We start from the raw sequence: 18,477 nt of genomic DNA, 5'->3' as shown, positions 1-18,477 counted from the left end.
TCTCTTATTCTTCTTCTGATGTTCTTCTCTATTTCATCTGTTATCTCGTGAGCTTTATCTATCTTGAGATCTTCTGGGAGTAGTATTACTGCGTCTATGAAGATCTTTCTACCAGCTCTTCTACTTCTAACAGATCTAACTCTAGCACCAAGTGATTCTGATACCTCGATGAAGAGTTCTGCAAGTTCTTTCTGCGATCTGTCCATAAGCTCGTCTAGTGATAATCTCATCATTCTATATGATGCAAGGATTATATACCCTGCTATACCTATGCTTATTGCAGAGTCTAAGATTAGTATTAGAGATTCATTTCTATAGATCAGATCAACAAGACCTACTGCCAGCACCGAAGATGTTATATAGAAGTCACTCTTATAGTGGAGAGCGTCAGCTCTTAGAATCATAGATCCATATCTCAGTCCACCTCTCTCTAAAGCCTTAGATCTCCATAGGTCTAGAGCTAGTGTTATGATCAATAGTAGTACTGAGTAGAATGTGAATTCTACTTCTACAGAGCCTGAGATCATTCTTGAGAGAGCTTGCATTATTATTAATGATGCTAGAAATAGTAGGATAAGTGATATTGAAAAGGATCCTATACCCTCAGCTTTCCCATGACCATAGGGATGCTCCTCATCAGGTTTTCTCATAGAAAATGCTAGAGCTGTAATAGCTATGATATTAGCAGTAAGATCACTACTACTATGAATAACATCTGCTAGAACAGCTATACTCCCCGTGATCATATAGACGACTACTCTCAGCAGTATTATTAGAATAGTTATGATAAGCGATGCGATAACAAGCCTAAATCTGGGGTCTCTAACCAGATCTAAGCTTGGTATATGATTACACCATCTTATAATTAGAGGTTATAGCTATTAAGATAGAGTAGGTATTCTTACTAGGTGTACCTAAAAACCCTTCGAGCAGGCTTGTGGTGAGATTATTGAGTGAGATATCTATACTGCTTGGGATGTTCAGCGGAGAAAGATTTAGCTATGCTAGAGCATTAGTAGATCCAGGGCTTAGATATAGTATAATTCTAAGAGATATAGCAGAAGATCTGAGATGCTTCGAAAAACCTGATGATCTTGTTGAAGAGATTATTAAGATAAAAGATTCGATTCTTAAGATCAAGGGATTATGCAGAATCGATCAGGGTGTTCTCAATGGATTTATAATAAGCATTCCTGTAATCCTCTACGTTGCAGAGATCATCTCAGGAGAGAAGAACTATGAATCATATATTGGAAGAGACATAATAAATGCATGGGCTCTCTACATAGATCCTTTGAAAGGTCTTGTAATAAGTAGATTCGGTAGAAGAATAACATCTCTAAGATGATTCTCAAAGAATCTTATTCAAAGATCTAGGGTTTCTCAGGATAAACTCTCTCTCCACCTAGATATGTTTCTATAACTCTTATACTCCTCAGATCTCTTGGATCTATTTCAAAAGGATCTCTATCTACTACAATGAAATCAGCGAACCTCCCCTCCTCAAGAGATCCTATCTCATCATCACTTAGAGCGTAAGCAGATCCCTTGGTATAGTAGTGGAGAGCTTCATCGAGACTTAGCCTCTGATCTCTAGAATACTCGAAGTATGATATATTATCATATTCTCCTCTAGTTACCGCCGAGTATACCGTCTCCCAAGGATTTAAAGGTTCTACAGGAGAGTCTGTTGAAATAGCTATTGGGATTCCTCTCCTTATAAAATCCTTGAACCTATACAACCATTTGATTCTCTCAACACCAATCCTCTCTAAAGCCCACCAATCTCCCAATACAAATCTAGGCTGGATCACGAGAACAGGTTTCAAATCTCCAAGGATATCCAATTGATCATCTCTCACCAGCGATGCATGCTCTATTCTATGTCTCTTCCTCTCCACACTTCCAAGCTCTCTATATATCTCGAGTATCATATCAAGAGTTCTATCTCCTATAGCGTGGATCGCGAGTTGAAGTCCTAATCTATCTACTTCTCTTGCTATTATCCTCAGAAGATCCTTCTCTATATTAGGATAACCCGAGCTTCTGGGATCATCTGAATATGGTTTTGAAAGCCATGCAGTTCTAGCTCCGAGACTTCCATCAGCTATTATCTTGAAACCCTGTATCCTTATATACTCATCTCCAAAACCTCTGTAGATTCCAAGTCTTCTGATAGTATCGAGCATAGTTATATCTCTCCCATTAGGATCCGATCCAGGACTTAGATATATTCTAACCCTGATCAAAGGCTTGATCTTCTGACGCAAGCTTAGTAGAGCATGTAGATATATAGGGTCGCAACTTACAAAACCTATTGTAGTAACACCTTGAGAAGCAGCATGTTTCATTGCATCGAGAAGATATTTCTCGAGAGTATTCAAATCCATATCTCTTCTAATCTTCTGCTTAACAATACTTAGAATATGCTCTCTTATAATACCTGTGGGCTCTCCCTTCTCATCTCTCAATACATCTTCTGAGAGAATATCCATGACACCTGCCTCGATTAATGCTCTAGTATTCATAACCGCGGCATGACCGCATACTCTAGTAAGGATCACAGGTCTCTCACTACAGACCTCATCAAGATCCCATCTTGTAGGCCATCTCTTCTCTTCGAAAAGCTCTTGATCCCATCCTCTTCCAATGATCCATTTTGAAGAGGTCTTAAGAATATACTCTCTAACTCTCTCCTTAAGCTCTCTAACACTTCTAACCCCCCTCAGATCTAGAGTATTAAGATTAGAACCTATACCATCAAGATGAGCATGAGAATCTATAAAACCTGGGAGAACGATTCTCCCCTCAAGATCTATAATCTCTCCATTCAGATCTCTAGCCATAGACCTCACCCTGGAAGTGTCTCCGAGATAAGAAACTCTACCACCTACTACCAGCATCGCGCTAGCTGTTATTCTAGGATTAAAAGAAGCATAGATCCTGCCATTCACAAATCCTTTTACAAAACCTCTCATATTAAACCCGTAGATAGATTTGAACAGAAATATAATAAGTAGACTCATGAAGACTTGGAATCAAATACATTGTAAGACTGCTAGCTCGAGTTAATACAGTGAACCTGCTTCACATCTTCAACAGAATTCTGCTGAGAATCTTACATCATCAAATTTAAATGATTAACTTAAGATAGTGATATGGTATCTAGCCAGTGAGAAGCATGAGAGAACCCGTGCATAGTGGGGTAGGAGTACTCAAATCTCTCTTCATTACGATTAGCTCCGGAGGTTCAGAAGAATTCTACGCTCTCGATTGTACTCTGTACAGATACTCTAGAGGAGAAGACCCTCTAAACAGACTCTATCTAACTCTGAAAATTAGAGAACAAGATCTAGAGAGAATCGAAGATGAGATCAGAGAAAGAGAATGTCTCAACTCTCTTAGAAAATATTTAGAGAGTATCGAAGAATATATAGAGAGGATGCAAGGAGAAATACCTGGTCTCAGGATTCCTTCTTCTAGAATTCTTCTCTCACATATTCTATCTCCTACAAGAATCATATTTAGAGGTGTGGAGGAAGGTGTTAGAAGATATTATCTACAAGCTACAGAACTTTCTATAGCAAGAGATCTTATTAGTAGAGTGAGATGTCTCAAAGATAATACCTGCAGATCTGTCGCACTTGGCTATTTAAATATCGCAGTAGATCTTAGAAGAGGAGGAAAAAAGATCTATATGATCTGTGGAGATAACAGAAGAATCAGACTTACAAGCTATGAGAAAATCCTAGATATAGATAGAATACTTAAAGAACTCTCCCATGATCTCACCTTTTAACATGAAGCCAACATGAAGCAAAATGACCTTTCTCAACCTCTACAAGAGGAGGCTCCTCTCTTCTACACACATCCATAGCAAAAGGACATCTAGGATGAAACCTACAACCTCTAGGAGGATTTATAGGTGAGGGTGGTTCTCCTATAGGTTTCAGTCTTTCTCTCTTCCTAGCTATCTCGGGGTCTGGTATTGGTATTGATGATAATAGTATTTGAGTGTATGGATGCTGAGGCTTCTCAAACACCGTATCACTATCAGAGACTTCAAATAACTTCCCCAGATACATTACAGCAATTCTATCACTCATGTACTTCACAACACTTATATCATGTGATATGAAGACATATGTGAAACCATGTTTCTTCCGAAGATCCTTGAGAAGCTCTAGGATCTGAGCTTGAACACTTACATCAAGACTTGATGTAGGTTCGTCGAGGACGACCAGCTTAGGCTTGGATATTATAGCTCTTAGTATAGCAATCCTCTGTTTCTGACCTCCCGAAAGCTCGTGAGGGTAGCGGTATAGAAATTCAGGTCCTAACCCTACTTCTGTTAATCTCTCTGATAGATACTTCACAGTATTCCCCACATCTATGTTGAATGCTCTGAGAGGTTCTTCAAGTATCTCTACTATGGTCATTCGCGGGTTAAGAGATGTATGAGGATCTTGAAACACCATCTGAGTATTTCTTCGAAACTCTCTATACTCGCTTCTCTTCATATTCCATATATCTCTCCCCATATAAAGGATCCTACCGCTCGTAGGCTTTATAAGTCCTAGAATAGCTCTCCCAAGAGTACTCTTACCACTACCGCTCTCACCTACAATGCCTAGAGTCTCTCCCTCTTCAACATATAGATCTACTCCGTCAACTGCTCTCACCTTCTTAGTAAAACTACCTCTCACTCTGAAATAGATCTTCAGGTTCTGTGTTTCAAGTATTCTCATGATCTCACCTTTTAACATGAAGCCAACATGAAGCAAAATGACCTTTCTCAACCTCTACAAGAGGAGGCTCCTCTCTTCTACACACATCCATAGCAAAAGGACATCTAGGATGAAACCTACAACCTCTAGGAGGGTTCACAAGTGTTGGAATTGTACCAGGTATAGACTCTAATTTTGTGATCTTTCTCATGGGATTTGGAACAGCTCTTAGAAGCATCTGAGTGTAGGGGTGAGAAGGTTTCTCAAATATATCGTATACACCACCATGTTCAGCGATCTTCCCCGCATACATTACATAAACTCTGTCAGCAGTCTCTGCAACAACTCCTAGATTGTGTGTGACAAGTATAGTACTCATACCTCTGCTCTTAACCAGATCTCTTATCATGTCAAGTATCTGAGCTTGTATTGTGACATCAAGATTTGTAGTAGGTTCATCAGCTACTAGCAGAATCGGTGTATTCGAGAGACTTATAGCTATAACAGATCTCTGTCTCATACCTCCTGACATCTCATGCGGATAGCTCTTGTATCTGATCTCTGGATTGGGTATGGCTACATCTCTTAAAAGTTTTATAGCTAGATCTCTTAAAACCCTCCCCGAGACAGTTCTATGATCTCTCACAGTCTCAGCTATGTGAACACCGATAGTATAAAGAGGATCGAGCGCTGATGTAGGGTCTTGGAATATGTATGCTATCTCATCACCTCTAATCTTTCTGATCTCCTCATCAGGTAGGCTGAGCAGATCTACTATACCTCCATTTCTTCTTCTAAAAAGCACAGAGCCTCCTTCAATTCTCCCAGGAGAATCAATAAGCCTGGTTATAGCTCTCGTAGAAACAGTCTTACCACTACCAGTCTCGCCTACTAGAGCTACTATCTCGTTTCTATACACATCGAAGGAGACTTTTGAAACAGCTTCAACAACTCCTGCATATGTGTAGAACTTAACATCCAGATCCACTACCTTCAGGATGTGCCTGTCTGTGAATTCTACCTTCATCTCCTCTCCCTCATTCTATACTCTATAGCTCTTCTAGTCTTAGGATCCAGAATATCTCTAAGACTATCTCCAAGCAGATTCCACCCCAGAGCTATGAAGAGAAGCACAGAACCTACTATGACTACCACATGAAGACTTTTCTCAGGGAAGAAATTACCGGCTTTAGAGATCAGAAAACCAAGTTCTGGAACAGGCTCCTGAGGTCCTAAACCTAGAAATGATAATGCTGCAGCAGCTAGAGTTGCAGTCGCTAGATCGAATGTTATCATTACTAGCACCGGTGAAATTATGTTTGGAAGAATATGTTTTGTCAAGATCCTCCAGCTCGAAAGACCCATAAGCTTTGCAGCCTCTATGAAAGGCTGTTCTCTAACGCTGAGCACGCTACCTCTCACAACCCTAGCATAGCCGGGCCACCATACTACCACCATAGCGATCCATATAGATAGTAGTGCTGCTATCTGTCCAAATTCTTCAGGTCTTAATCCGAAGAGTGCCGCAAATAGATCTCTGACTGGTGTGTAGGCATCTAGAAATCCTCTTATCCTCTGCGGTAGAACTGATGCAAATGCTATAGCTAGTATAAGCCCTGGAAAAGCTATGAATATATCTGTGATCCTCATTATAATCTCATCTATATAACCTCCTTTATATCCTGCTATCAATCCTAGAATTATACCTATTGGAGCTCCTAGGAGTACTATTACTAGAGATATCACGAATGATATTCTAATCCCGTATAGTATCATTGAAAGAAGATCTCTACCCCATTCATCAGTACCTAGCAGAGGTCCTCCACTACACATAGGCGGAATACATGGGGGGAGATATCTGAGACTTAGATTCTCTAGAACAGGATACACCCAATACGGTTGAGGAGCTATTATAGGTCCTATGATCGCTAGAATAGTTGTTATGAGAACCATGAAACCTCCTAAAACTCCTATAGGAGATCTGCTGAAAGCATATGCCATCAGCTTCCACTCTCTAACTCTTGACTCATTTTTCTCGTACCATCCTCTCTGAATGATATCTCTAGATCTAGCATATGATTCTATAAGCCTTTCTAAAGCTCTGTATAGTATATAGCTCATGCAACCACCTAATATCTTATCCTAGGATCTATGTATGCGTAGAGTATATCTACCACAAGATTCACGATCAGATATACTACAGCTACGACGAAGACCGAACCTATTAAAGCTGGAAAGTTAAGCCTTGTAATAGAATCATACATATACTTACCCAGACCAGGTATGTTGAATACGGTCTCAGCAATTACAGCACCTGAGAGCAGACCTCCGAAGGAGAGTCCTAGAATTGTGAGTACTGGTATGAATGCGTTCTTGAAAGCATGTTTAAATATATTACTCTTTCTAAGACCTCTAGCTCTAGCATAGAGTATGTACTCAGAACCCATCGAATCGAGAAAGCTATTTCTAACAATCCTAGCTATGAAACCACTGTTTAGAAGCGCCAGCGAGAGTGCGGGCACATAAAGTCTTTTAAGACTATCTATAACAACATTCCACTCACCACACATAGCAGCTCCAAACATGGGTACAGAGCCTATAGATGTTATCACAACACCTACTACAGGATAGGAGGAGTAGCTGTTTATAGTTGCAATACACTGATCGCTTGGCATGGGAATTCCTGCAAGATATGTTGCTCCTAGATATGTGAAGAAAACCAGTATCATGAGATAGTATAGAACGAAGGAAGGCATAGAGCTTCCGAAGAGAGCTAGTATTCTAACAAAGAAATCTACAGCACTATCTTTTCTAAGAGCTGCTAGAAGTCCTAGAGGGAGTGATAAGGCTACAAGGAATATGAATGATACCACTGCCAGCTCTACAGTCACAGGAAATCTTGATGCTATCTCATCAAATACATTCTTATGTCTCACAGGATCTTCTAGCTCGCCTCTTAGAAAGCTTGTCACTAGAAAGATGAACTGCTCATACCAGGGCGCGTTAAATTTATACTGAGCTCTAATCCTCTCAATAATAGAAGGATCCATGAGTTTTTCCGAAACCCATGCTCTCACAGGATCTGCTGGCACAGCATATGCTATTATATATGTTATGAAGAGAACTCCTAGTAATGTGGGTATGAACGTTATAATCCTCCGGATCAGGAATTTCTCGAAACCCATAAGCCGCACCTTTCATAGGATTAAAAAGCTGAACTTAAAAAAAGAAGTCTGGTTAAGGCTTGTACCCATAGAGTTTAACCCAGATATCTTTACCCCAGTAGTATGGATTGATCTTTAGTAGTATGTAGCTATCCTCCTTATAGCTTGCAACATAGTAAGGTCCTGTGCTTATAGGCTTCTCTCTTAAAAGCTTGTATGTGGCATCATCCTCACCAGGGATCACGTATTTAGCCCAGGCACTCGGGTTCCTTCCATTGTTAGAATCTGCTAGAGCTTGCTGATACTTGTCTCCTAAGGCGTACTGCATAGATATAATACTTGCAGGAGCTGTCGTGAATAGATGGAGTATTGCTGCGTATGGGCTGTACAGCTTGAACTTGACAACTCCATTTATAGGTATATTACTTGTGTTGAATACTCCGAGAAGCTGGTCTAGAGATGATATATCATACTCTCTACCATGATATACTGTCACAAGACCTTGGGAGAGTATCTGTTTAAACTCATCCAGAGTTAGCACTGTTGATGCATTAACATCTATGAAATCTCTTATAAGCCATGCAGGATCTAGATTCAGTCTAGCTACTCTCCATATGCTGAATAGAACATCCACCGAGGTTATCGGGTAGGTCCTGTTATTCCAAGGATCATAAGCCAGCACACCATCTCTGATCACGAAGTATAGCTCATCTCCATTCTTGTTGAAAGCCCATGCTATCGCTATCTGAGGTTCCGGCTCTATGTTTTCATACTCGTAATCAACTAGCTTGCTATAGATCTGCTGGAATATCTCCCAACCAAAAGATTCGTATGATTTCGCTGTGTCAAAAGTATCAGGCCATCCAATTGTCGCTATAACCATTGTCTCAGGACTGTTCTTGATACCTAGCACTCCTGTGTCAACTACGGGAGCATTAGGATCCTCGTAAACCAGGTCATATCTAGCGAATGTTGTAAGAGGATAGTACATATTCTTAACCCAGCTACCGTAGTTAAGACCTGTGACAGCCTGACCGAGCATTATCATTGGAACTTCATTGTTGAATACTATTACTGCGGCATTCACTATAGCTTCTCTAACCTCAGGATCTAGAACTACTTTAGAGAGCTTAACGAGAGCGCTGACAGGTATATCTCTCCATCCTGGAGCACCTATGTTAACCATTGCATAAGGCTTTTCCCAGTTCTTCTTAGTAGCCTCCTCATCTAGAACATAACTTACTACTAGGAGAGGCTTATTTGTAGGACCTGTATAAGTAGCTCCACTACCCTGAGGTCCTACGACAACTATATACTTCGGAGTATCTATAACTCTCTCTACTCTAGATAGATAGTTGGAGACATCTCCAGGAGATGCTCCCTTGTAATACTTGAGATCTTTAAACTCCGCACCACCCCAGACAAATGGTGTGAGATAGTTATCAGGATCCAGATAATCCGGTATCCATCCTAGTAATGCTACATCGAAATCAAAGTGATCAACTTTCGAAAGATATTGAGGCCAGTTGTAGGTTTCTACGAAAACTTTGAAACCTAGCTGAGACCATGAGTTTTGTAGCAGTGCTGCTATCTGTGCTCTAGCTGTGTTGCCTAGATTATATATTATTGTAATAGTGTATTTCCCAGGATCGAATCCTCTGGCTTTCAGATTATCTATAATCTCTCTAGCTTTTGTCATGTTATAGGTGTACTTAATTATGTTGTACTCTGTGTATCCGAACATGCCTTTAGGAACTATAGTGTAGAGAGGAGTATAAAGACCTCCGAATATCTGGTCTAGTATTACTGCATATGGGGTTGCATATGCTAGAGCTTGTCTTACTTCAGTTATGTTGAAAGGTTCTCTAAATGTATTGAGTATTATATGCTGTATAGTCAGTCTAGGCTTATTAGGATCCGGTTGGAGAACCAAGTAGAAGTTTCCAACAGGAGTTCCATTAAGATCCTTCCATCTAGCAGGTGTGACAACAGCTATATCTACAGCACCGGATTTATACATCTGAATCCTCGCATTCTCATCATTAGATATTATATAGAGAACCTGCGTATGGAGCTTCACCATAGGCGGAGGAGTTGTTGTAGGCGTTGTAAAAGGTGTCGGTGTAGGAGTTGGAGTTGTTATAGGAGAAGTAGGGGTAGGTGTTGGTGTTGTAACAGGTGTTGGAGGAGGTCTTGTGATATAGTAGAAACCTACACCAGCTACTATTGCTACCAATATTACTACTAGTATTGTTATAGCAGCAAGCCTGCTTATACCTTTTGAAAGCACCTTCATTTAGAGAGCACCGTCTACTCTATCCTTTAAAAGGATATAAATTTATTCTACCTAATGAATACTTGAAAATGCTTAGATACGATTACTTTATAAAGGATCCTGTTCATGGCTATATAGGTATTACAGAGCTGGAGAGATGCATTATAGATACGCTAGCTATGCAGAGACTGAGGAGAGTTCTTCAGCTACCTACATCTGTATATGTCTACCCAGGAGCTACTCATAGCAGATTTATTCATAGTGTGGGTTCTATGCATGTTGCCGGTGTAATGTCTTCTAGTATTATTGAGAGATTAGGTCTCTATGGAAGAAGTGATTCTATGTCTCTAATTCAATTCATAAGATTAGTTTTACTACTTCATGACGTAGGGCATGGACCTTACTCTCATACTTTTGAAGAAGCTGTTCTATATCCTAAAGGGCTTAATCACGAGATCATAGGATCTAGGATTGTGAGAGAGAATGAAGAGTTGAGAGAATGTCTCGAGAGATTCGGAAAAAACCTTTCATTCACTTGTGATGAGATAGCTCTAGCTATTCTATCTAGATCTCCTTCTGAATGGCCTGTGCTAGGTGTCTCAGGATTTGAAGAAGATCTCGAGAGATCTCTATACTATATTCTTAAAGGACCTTTCGCAGCTGATATAATAGATTATCTCATAAGAGATTCATACTACACAGGAGCAGGATACGGATCTGGAATTGACTGGCTTAGGATCGCATATAACGCCACACCCACAGAGAAAGGACTTGCACTAGGTGATAAAGCTTTAGACGCTTTCGAGCACATGCTTCTAGCAAGATATCATATGTTCATGTCAGTATACTATCACAAGACTAGCAGAGCTATTGACATAATGATAGGCACAGCACTTAGAGAAGCTGCAGAGGAATCAGAGTTGAAGAATCTGATCATGAGAACAGAATCATATCTAGAACTTGATGATCAGACGATTCTATTCATCCAAGAACTTAGAAACCATAGACACATAAGAGATCTTATGAAGAGGAAAATCAGATTCGCCATGATAGACGAATATAGAGTACCTATAGGAAGAAATCTCCAGCTAGTTCTCTCAGCGCTAGATAGAGAATTTCTCAATAGAATTCTTCGAGAAAGACTTCCAGATGATCTTAGGAGTAGAGTTTTTATAGACACACCAGTACTACCTCTCAATCCAATGCTTCATAGTGAGGATGTTCTCATAAGGAGAAGTGATGGAAGTCTTAGTAGTAGAAGATTTGATGAGACTACCTTCGGATCTCTTTCTCAGAGTGTTGTTCTCATAAGACTCTACATAGATAGAGATTCAATAGATAGAAGAGAAGAAGCCATCAGATCTTTTAGAGAAGTTCTGAAAGCAGGAGGATTGAGATCCTTCTATTAAAATAATACAATCGTATAAGGATCCTTATTCTATAGCATAATTTATTAGACTTCTTAAAAAAGGTTTCCATGAGGTTATAATATGAAGAATATGAAGAAAAAGAATCTAGAAGATGATCCAGGTGATATCATCGAGATATATGGCGAGTATGTCTCTCTGAAAGAACTAGGGATCGCCACATTGATATCTAGTATTGGGGCATTCTCACTATACTATCTCACACCAGCTATATCAAGTCTTCTGAACATGCAGAATATAGCTCCCGCGCTAAGAGTCACGTTAGGAGCTTTAGGAGCTACCATAGGCTTTATCATATCTACTCAACTTACAAGAGTTAAGAGAATCATCTCTGAGGAGACTTGATATGATCGATCTCATGATGATAGTGTATGCAACAATTCTATCTGCAATATCATCTCTAGTATACATAGTTATAGGAATCCTCCCAGGAACTGATGAGACTGCTACAATGGCTCCCATAGCTCTAGCACTACTACTAGCAGGCGTAGATCCTCTTCTAGTTCTCTCATGGTTTATAGCAGCTATAGTAGCATTCAAAATAGCAGATGCGATACCAGTAGCTCTCGCCGGAATACCTGGAGGTGTTATGGCAGTACCACAGGTACCTGACGCACTTACAGCTAGAGAGAAGGGGTATGCTGACACGCTTCTTAGGAAGGGTAATTCCGCAGCTCTCATAGCATCAATACTCACACTAGTATTCACACTAGCAGTAGCATGGCTTCTTCTCCCGGTGGGTGACTGGCTTAATACAAAGGATCAGGTTCTCGGTGTTTCTATACCTAGATGGTTCTGGATATTATTTGCAGGAGTAATGATTCTAGCTCTCACATCGAAGAATAAACTACTCGCATTGATTACAATACCACTATTCGCTCTAATGATTCAAGGTTTGAGAGGTGTTTATGGTAAGAATGTGGTTGTAAGCTTCTTCCTAGGAATCACCGTAGGTCCTATAATGTATGAGGTTTTTCAATCATTGAATAAGGATCTTAGGAGAAGTATTGCTGGAAGAGGTTTCAAAGAAGTGAAGCTTGCAAAGATTGATAGAATATATCTCAACCCCTTCAAGAATATTAACAGAGAAGAACTTGCCAATATACTCATATGGTCTCCTATAACCTCTATTCTCGCCACCGTAATGTCTCCAGTAGGTCTCACAATACTCATAGGAGATCTTCTGAGAGAGAGTAAGAAGGATAAGCTTGAAGGCGCTATGCTCGCGTATACAACCCGTGAAGGTATTAAACTCGGGACATACATAGGAGGAACTCTCATACCACTTCTAGTGATAGGAGCTCCCACAGGACCTATGAGTGCAGGTCCCGCAGGACCTTTCTTCCAAGATATACAAGGTATTGGCGGGAAGCCGTTTCAATACATACTCTCACACTACAGCTATCTAGACATATCATTGATACTGATCTACTCAGCATTAGTATCACTACTCATAACATATCCTCTGATAGTGAAGTACTCTAGAGAGATCACGAGATACGTGTTTAGAAGAATATCTGCAGAATCGCTGTACGGGCTTTTCATAGCGATAGCATTAGTCCTAGCATACTACGACGCAGGACTTCCAGGGATCTTCGGAATGCTTCTCGTAGCAGTAATCTCAGGAGCTCTAGCAAGACAAGGAGTCTCACTGGGAGTTCTCTTCATGACTCTCGTAGGAGCTCCCACTATAGTAGCATTACTCAAAGCTGTCGGTGGAGTATGATGATATGCTCGAAAGCTCCTGGAAAGATCATTTTATTCGGAGAGCATTTTGTTGTGAGAGGCTTTCCAGGCATAGGTACTGCCGTGAGCTCCTACGCTAGAGTATGTGTTGAGGAGAGCTCTAGAACATTTCTAGAATCTAAGCAGCTGGGATTGGTATATGACGAGGTAAGAGGTGTGGGGATTGGAAGCGGTTTTGAAACTCTGATCAGAGAGATAAGAGATCTGGGTTGTAGCAGGAGCTTTAGAGCTGCCATTGATTCATCTATTTTCATAAGTTCTGGAATGGGTTCTTCAGCAGCTGTATCTGTAGCTCTAGCACATGCTCTTCTAAGGTTCTGCAATATAGAACCTTCTAAAGAGCTTGTCTCTAAAATAGCTTTTGAATCCGAGAAAAAAGTTCATGGAAGACCTAGTGGTATTGATAATACTCTGGCGACTTACGGAGGCTTGGTATACTATAGAGCAGGATCTTTTAAGAGAATCTCTGTTGAATGGCCTGATGAATATAGTTTTCTAGTGGTGAATAGTGGAATAGAAAGAGACACAGGATCTGTTGTGAGAGATGTTCTAGAACTCTATGAGAGGAGAAGAGAGATACTAGATCATATCTATAGATCTGCGGAGGTTCTCGTAGAAGAAGCTCTTAAAATGATCCATGAGAGAGATTTCAAGAGTTTAGGAGAGCTGATGAACATTAATCAAGGGCTTTTATACGCGATCAACACATCATGTCATGTATGTGAAGATATAATATGGATCCTTAGAAGAAGCGGAGCTCTAGGAGCTAAGATAAGTGGAGCTGGGAGAGGTGGTATTGTGATAGCATTATTCAAATCCCATGATCTGAAGAATGCGATCAAGATCATTTCGGAGAGGGGTTTAAATTATCTTGTGGTGAAACCTGACGAATTAGGAGTGAGAGAGTCTGAGCAACCCTCCTACAATCCTGAAGAGTGAGTGCTACAGCTGTAAGCTAATACATTATTTAGTTTTTTAGTTGAAGATGTTATAGGTGGCTTAATTGTATCATCCCTGGATTCCTAACTCTGACCCTGAGATTAAGAAGAGCATGCTTGAGTATATTGGGAAGAGCTTTGAGGATCTCGTGAGTGATATTCCTGAGGAGGTAAGACTTCGAAGACCTCTTAAAGTAGGTTTTGGAAGACCTCTCTCAGAGAATGAGATAGAGATATTGATAGATAAGATTCTTTCGAAGAATAAAGTGTTCATAGATCCTCCATCATTTCTAGGAGGAGGGGTATGCATGCATGCAATACCTTATGTCGTGAGATATCTTCTTCTCAGAGGTGAGATCTATACAGCATACACACCTTACCAGGCTGAGATTAATCAAGGTCTTATGCAAGCTCTCTTCGAGTATCAGAGCATGCTTGCAGAACTCTACGGAGTAGATATTGTAAACGCGTCTATGTATGATGTCTCTACGGCTGTTGCAGAAGCTTTTCGAATGGCTATGAGGGTTTCTAAGAGAAGAGGGGTTCTTGTTCCGAGAATCATGAATCCTTTTATAGAGAATGTTGTGAGAACATGGATAGAGCCTGTAGGAGGTTTTATAATAAGATACGAGATTACGGAGAGCAATAGTATAAGAATTATAGATAGTGTTTCGGAAAAAGAAGTCGGAGGGATCTATCTCGAGAACCCTTCATTCCTAGGAGAAGTCATAGAAAAACCTGAGATCATAGGAGAATACGCTAGAGATAAGAAGATGCTGTTCATAGTAAATGCAGAACCTCTCAGCCTAGGGATTCTAAAACCTCCTGGAGAGTACGGCGCTGATATTATTGTTGGTAATGGAGCAAGCCTCGGTGTAGGACTTAACTATGGAGGTCCTTCGCTAGGGATCCTAGGTATTAGAATGGATCAAGAGCTTCTTAGACAGCTACCTGGAAGACTTATAGGCTTCACTAGAGAAGCCGACGGCTCTGGAAAAGGCTTCGCAATGATACTCCAGACAAGAGAACAGCATATCAGGAGAGAGAGAGCTACAAGTAATATAACTACAAACTCAGCACTCGAAGCATTTGCCGCAGCCGTCTACCTCTCCTACATAGGAGATAAAGGTTTGAGAAGACTTGGAGAGAGTATTCTCAGAAGAACTGCTTATCTTAGAGAGAGAATAGAATCAGATCTCAGAGATCGTGCTGAGATAGCATCGAAAGCCAGATTATTCTTTAGAGAGATCCCTGTAAGATTTCTCAGAAGAGATTATAGAGAGATCTCAAGAGAACTTATAGAGAGAGGAATTCACGGAGGATTTTATATAGGAGATCTGATAAGCGGTATAGGAAACACAGCATTATTCTGTGTCACAGAAATACATAGCAGAGATCACATAGATCTTCTGATAAGATCTCTTAGAGAGGTGGCTTGAAAATGTGGAGACAAGCTCGCTGGGATGAGGATCTTATTCAGAGAAAACCTAGATACGGTTCTGGACCGTTGATACCATATGAAGATGAGTTTAGAGATGTGAGCATATCTATTCCTGAGAATATTATCAGAAGATCTCATACAGGACTTCCAGATCTTCCGGAGATTGAAGTTGTCAGACATTTCATAAGATTATCTCAGATGTCATATGGAGTAGATGTAGGACCTGTTCCCCTGGGATCTTGTACTATGAAGTATAATCCTAAGATATCAGATCTAATATCTATGGATACGAGGATCACATATCTACATCCTCTACAAGATCCTGATACGGTTCAGGGTATTCTAGAGATCATATACACGGTAGAGAGATGGCTTTCAGAGATCACGGGAATGGATAGATGCAGCTTCCAACCTCCTGCAGGAGCTGCTGGAGAACTTGCCGGAGCTCTAATGATACTTAAGTATCATAGGGATAGAGGTGAGAATAGAGATGAGATGCTGATACCAGATTCAGCTCATGGAACGAATCCTGCCAGTGCTGCAATGGCTGGATTCAAGGTGATAAGACTTCCCACTTCTTCTAGAGGTACCGTAGATCTTGATGCTCTCAGAAGTGTTGTGTCATCTAAGACTGCAGGTGCTATGCTTACTAATCCTAATACTCTTGGAGTATTTGAAGATGAGATACTAGAGATCTCGAGAATCGTTCATGGATCTGGAGGACTTCTATACTACGATGGAGCGAATCTCAACGGGATCATGGGTATCGCAAGACCTGGTGACATGGGTTTTGACATAGTTCATCTGAATCTTCATAAAACCTTTGCAACACCACACGGAGGTGGAGGTCCTGGAGGTGGTGTTGTATGTGCTAGAGGATCTCTTGTAGACTATCTCCCCAGACCCTTGATAGCTTATGATGGAAGGAGGTTCTACTGGGATTATGAGTGTAAGAAGTGTATTGGCAGGATCTCTGCTTTCTATGGTAATATAATTCCTGTGATCAGAACATTTATATATATTGCATCTCTATCTTCCGAAGGTCTTAGAGAAGTTGCTGAGGTATCTGTTATAAACACGAACTACTTTATTAAGAAGATCATGGAGAAACCATATTATATACTACCCTACGACCCTCAGAAACCTAGAAAACATGAGGTTGTTATAAGTGCTAAGAAGATCCTCAGCGACACAGGCGTTTCCACAGAAGATATAGCAAAAGCACTTCTAGACAGAGGTCTTCACGCTCCGACAATATACTTCCCGTTAATAGTTGAGGAGGCTCTCATGATAGAATTCACAGAAACCGAAACTAGAGAGAGCATAGATCTATATGCTAAAGCCTTGATAGAAATAGCTGAGGAAGCTTATAGGAATCCAGGAATACTTAAGAAAACACCCGAGAATACTAGTGTAAGGAGACTGGATTACGTTAGAGCAAATCATCCGAAAACTCTGGCTCCCAGTCTTAAGATCCTGAGATCCTTAGGTGAGAATATTTGAACGAGGAGAAGAACAGAAAAACATATATAGTAGAAGATCCTGAGAAGATATGGTTTGAATATGATAGACAGAGCGATACACTCTACATTCACATGGGATCTGAAGAAGAACCCGAGGAGACAATACTGGTAGGAGAAGATATAATAATAGCTGTGAAGAACAATAGAATAATATCACTCACAGTATTAAACTTCACTCGTAGAATAGGAATCGAGTTCTGAAACCTCAGATCTGTAGAAACGAGAATATAGAAAAACCTAACTGTAAGACTCTCTCTAACTCTATTCATTATTTATTGAATTAAATAATAGCAGAGCTCCAGCCAGCTTCTCTATTTCAATCAATGGATCTTATAATCTCTTTTCTTAGAAATCTTATTATATCTCTCTCTGTGATTATCCCTACAATACTCTCCTTAGATCCTGCGAGAACGCATCCGACACCGCTTCTTAGCAAGACCTCGGTAGCTTCTCTCAGAGATGTCTCTAGATCTATGAATACAGGTTTTTGAAGATATCTCATCCGAGATATAGGTCTGGAGAGCATGTCTAGTGTTTTTAGCTCTCCATGTACCCTATATTGATCTGCTATCTCTGCTACTATATCAAGCATTGTCACAAGTCCTATAATTCTTCTCTCGGAATCATGAACAGGAATTCTTCTAAATCCTTTCTGAATCATCAGTCCTATCACTTCTTCTAATGGTGCTTCTGAATCTACTGTCTCAACATCTTTCGTGGCTATATCTAGTGCGGAAATATCTAGAGGTATGAACCTCTTCAGTTCTTCTATTACTGAAATCTCTGACACTACTCCTAGAACATTTTCATCTCTTGCTACTGGTATACATTCTAAAGATAGATCATTCATTATACTGATTACTGAGAACGCTTCTATCTCGGGATCTGTGTATACTATGTCTTCAGATGATTCTGCCATCGTTCTTCTAAATATACCATCGATCCTGCTTATCTCTGTCACAGCTGATTCGATCTCGCTTTTCTCGAAAAGATCTCTGGCGAGATTTCTAATCCTGAACACAGGAACACTTCTTCCAGATATAATCCTTCCCACAGCCATACAATACCTTCTAATCCTCATAAGTCTTAGCACTGCATCCCATGACTCTATGTTCTCCGAAACAACTGGAAGCATTATATCTATGAGATCCAGAGCCTTTTCGCCGAGCACTATAACACCTTCAGAATTAATTTTTATGTAGGAAGTATAAGACTGTATATGAGGAATCAAGAAGA

At 40.3% G+C, this 18,477-nt stretch carries 17 protein-coding genes; 9 read left to right on the top strand and 8 right to left on the bottom strand.

Annotated features, from left to right (window positions below; all coding sequences use genetic code 11):
• The coding region (locus QXS89_05785; protein MEM3831686.1) for a cation diffusion facilitator family transporter at positions 1–746 on the bottom strand (746 nt) is incomplete at its 3' end.
• Between the two features lie 203 nt (positions 747–949).
• Between QXS89_05785 and QXS89_05780 the strand changes: the two genes are divergently transcribed.
• Entirely contained in the window at positions 950–1,348 is a 399-nt protein-coding gene (locus QXS89_05780; GenBank protein MEM3831685.1) for a hypothetical protein, read from the top strand.
• A gap of 25 nt (positions 1,349–1,373) precedes the next feature.
• On the opposite strand, the gene QXS89_05775 is transcribed toward QXS89_05780, so the two are convergent.
• A complete protein-coding gene (locus tag QXS89_05775; protein MEM3831684.1) occupies positions 1,374–2,978 on the bottom strand; it encodes an amidohydrolase in 1,605 nt (534 codons plus the stop codon).
• 194 nt (positions 2,979–3,172) lie between these two features.
• On the opposite strand from QXS89_05775, the gene QXS89_05770 reads away from it, so the two are divergent.
• Positions 3,173–3,799 (top strand): hypothetical protein, encoded by a 627-nt coding sequence (locus tag QXS89_05770; protein MEM3831683.1) that lies wholly within the window; start codon positions 3,173–3,175, stop codon positions 3,797–3,799.
• On the opposite strand, the gene QXS89_05765 is transcribed toward QXS89_05770, so the two are convergent.
• From QXS89_05765 to QXS89_05745, 5 genes are read right to left on the bottom strand one after another with little or no spacing between them, the layout of a single operon-like run.
• A complete protein-coding gene (locus QXS89_05765; GenBank protein ID MEM3831682.1) occupies positions 3,789–4,799 on the bottom strand; it encodes an ABC transporter ATP-binding protein in 1,011 nt (336 codons plus the stop codon). The two genes, QXS89_05770 and QXS89_05765, sit on opposite strands and share 11 nt — an antisense overlap.
• On the bottom strand, positions 4,753–5,754 hold the full coding sequence (locus QXS89_05760; GenBank protein MEM3831681.1) for an ABC transporter ATP-binding protein: 1,002 nt from the start codon (positions 5,752–5,754) through the stop codon (positions 4,753–4,755). Before QXS89_05760 ends, QXS89_05765 begins: the two co-directional genes overlap by 47 nt.
• Positions 5,751–6,848 carry an ABC transporter permease gene (locus QXS89_05755; protein ID MEM3831680.1) on the bottom strand — a complete coding sequence of 366 codons (1,098 nt, stop codon included), beginning with the start codon at positions 6,846–6,848 and terminating at the stop codon, positions 5,751–5,753. The genes QXS89_05760 and QXS89_05755 overlap by 4 nt, the downstream gene beginning before the upstream one ends.
• Before the next feature lie 8 nt (positions 6,849–6,856).
• The gene (locus QXS89_05750; protein ID MEM3831679.1) at positions 6,857–7,912 is read right to left on the bottom strand and encodes an ABC transporter permease; all 1,056 of its coding nucleotides are present in this window, start codon (positions 7,910–7,912) and stop codon (positions 6,857–6,859) included.
• A gap of 52 nt (positions 7,913–7,964) precedes the next feature.
• A complete protein-coding gene (locus QXS89_05745; GenBank protein MEM3831678.1) occupies positions 7,965–10,187 on the bottom strand; it encodes an ABC transporter substrate-binding protein in 2,223 nt (740 codons plus the stop codon).
• Between the two features lie 68 nt (positions 10,188–10,255).
• Here QXS89_05745 and QXS89_05740 point away from each other — a divergent pair, with 68 nt between their 5' ends.
• From QXS89_05740 to QXS89_05710, 7 genes are all read left to right on the top strand, one after another.
• Complete coding sequence (locus QXS89_05740; GenBank protein ID MEM3831677.1) at positions 10,256–11,575, top strand: HD domain-containing protein; 1,320 nt, start codon at positions 10,256–10,258, stop codon at positions 11,573–11,575.
• 81 nt (positions 11,576–11,656) lie between these two features.
• Positions 11,657–11,938, top strand: coding sequence for a hypothetical protein (locus QXS89_05735; protein ID MEM3831676.1), 282 nt, complete (start codon positions 11,657–11,659; stop codon positions 11,936–11,938).
• A 1-nt stretch (position 11,939) separates the two neighbouring features.
• Positions 11,940–13,319 (top strand): tripartite tricarboxylate transporter permease, encoded by a 1,380-nt coding sequence (locus QXS89_05730; protein ID MEM3831675.1) that lies wholly within the window; start codon positions 11,940–11,942, stop codon positions 13,317–13,319.
• The gene (gene mvk, locus QXS89_05725) at positions 13,316–14,278 is read left to right on the top strand and encodes a mevalonate kinase (GenBank protein ID MEM3831674.1); all 963 of its coding nucleotides are present in this window, start codon (positions 13,316–13,318) and stop codon (positions 14,276–14,278) included. The genes QXS89_05730 and mvk overlap by 4 nt, the downstream gene beginning before the upstream one ends.
• Before the next feature lie 64 nt (positions 14,279–14,342).
• Entirely contained in the window at positions 14,343–15,716 is a 1,374-nt protein-coding gene (gene gcvPA, locus QXS89_05720; protein MEM3831673.1) for an aminomethyl-transferring glycine dehydrogenase subunit GcvPA, read from the top strand.
• A 2-nt stretch (positions 15,717–15,718) separates the two neighbouring features.
• A complete protein-coding gene (gene gcvPB / locus QXS89_05715; GenBank protein MEM3831672.1) occupies positions 15,719–17,221 on the top strand; it encodes an aminomethyl-transferring glycine dehydrogenase subunit GcvPB in 1,503 nt (500 codons plus the stop codon).
• The gene (locus QXS89_05710) at positions 17,218–17,442 is read left to right on the top strand and encodes a DUF2283 domain-containing protein (protein MEM3831671.1); all 225 of its coding nucleotides are present in this window, start codon (positions 17,218–17,220) and stop codon (positions 17,440–17,442) included. The genes gcvPB and QXS89_05710 overlap by 4 nt, the downstream gene beginning before the upstream one ends.
• 115 nt (positions 17,443–17,557) lie before the next feature.
• Here the strand turns inward: QXS89_05710 and QXS89_05705 are convergent, their stop codons facing one another.
• Positions 17,558–18,412, bottom strand: a complete 855-nt coding sequence (locus QXS89_05705; protein MEM3831670.1) for a CBS domain-containing protein — start codon at positions 18,410–18,412, stop codon at positions 17,558–17,560.
• Between the last annotated feature and the right edge of the window lie 65 nt (positions 18,413–18,477).

Source organism: Sulfolobales archaeon, from assembly GCA_038881635.1.
Lineage (GTDB): Archaea > Thermoproteota > Thermoprotei_A > Sulfolobales > AG1 > WYEN01.
Note: the sequence above shows the minus strand (reverse complement) of the source record. Positions and strands in the feature narration are given on the sequence as shown.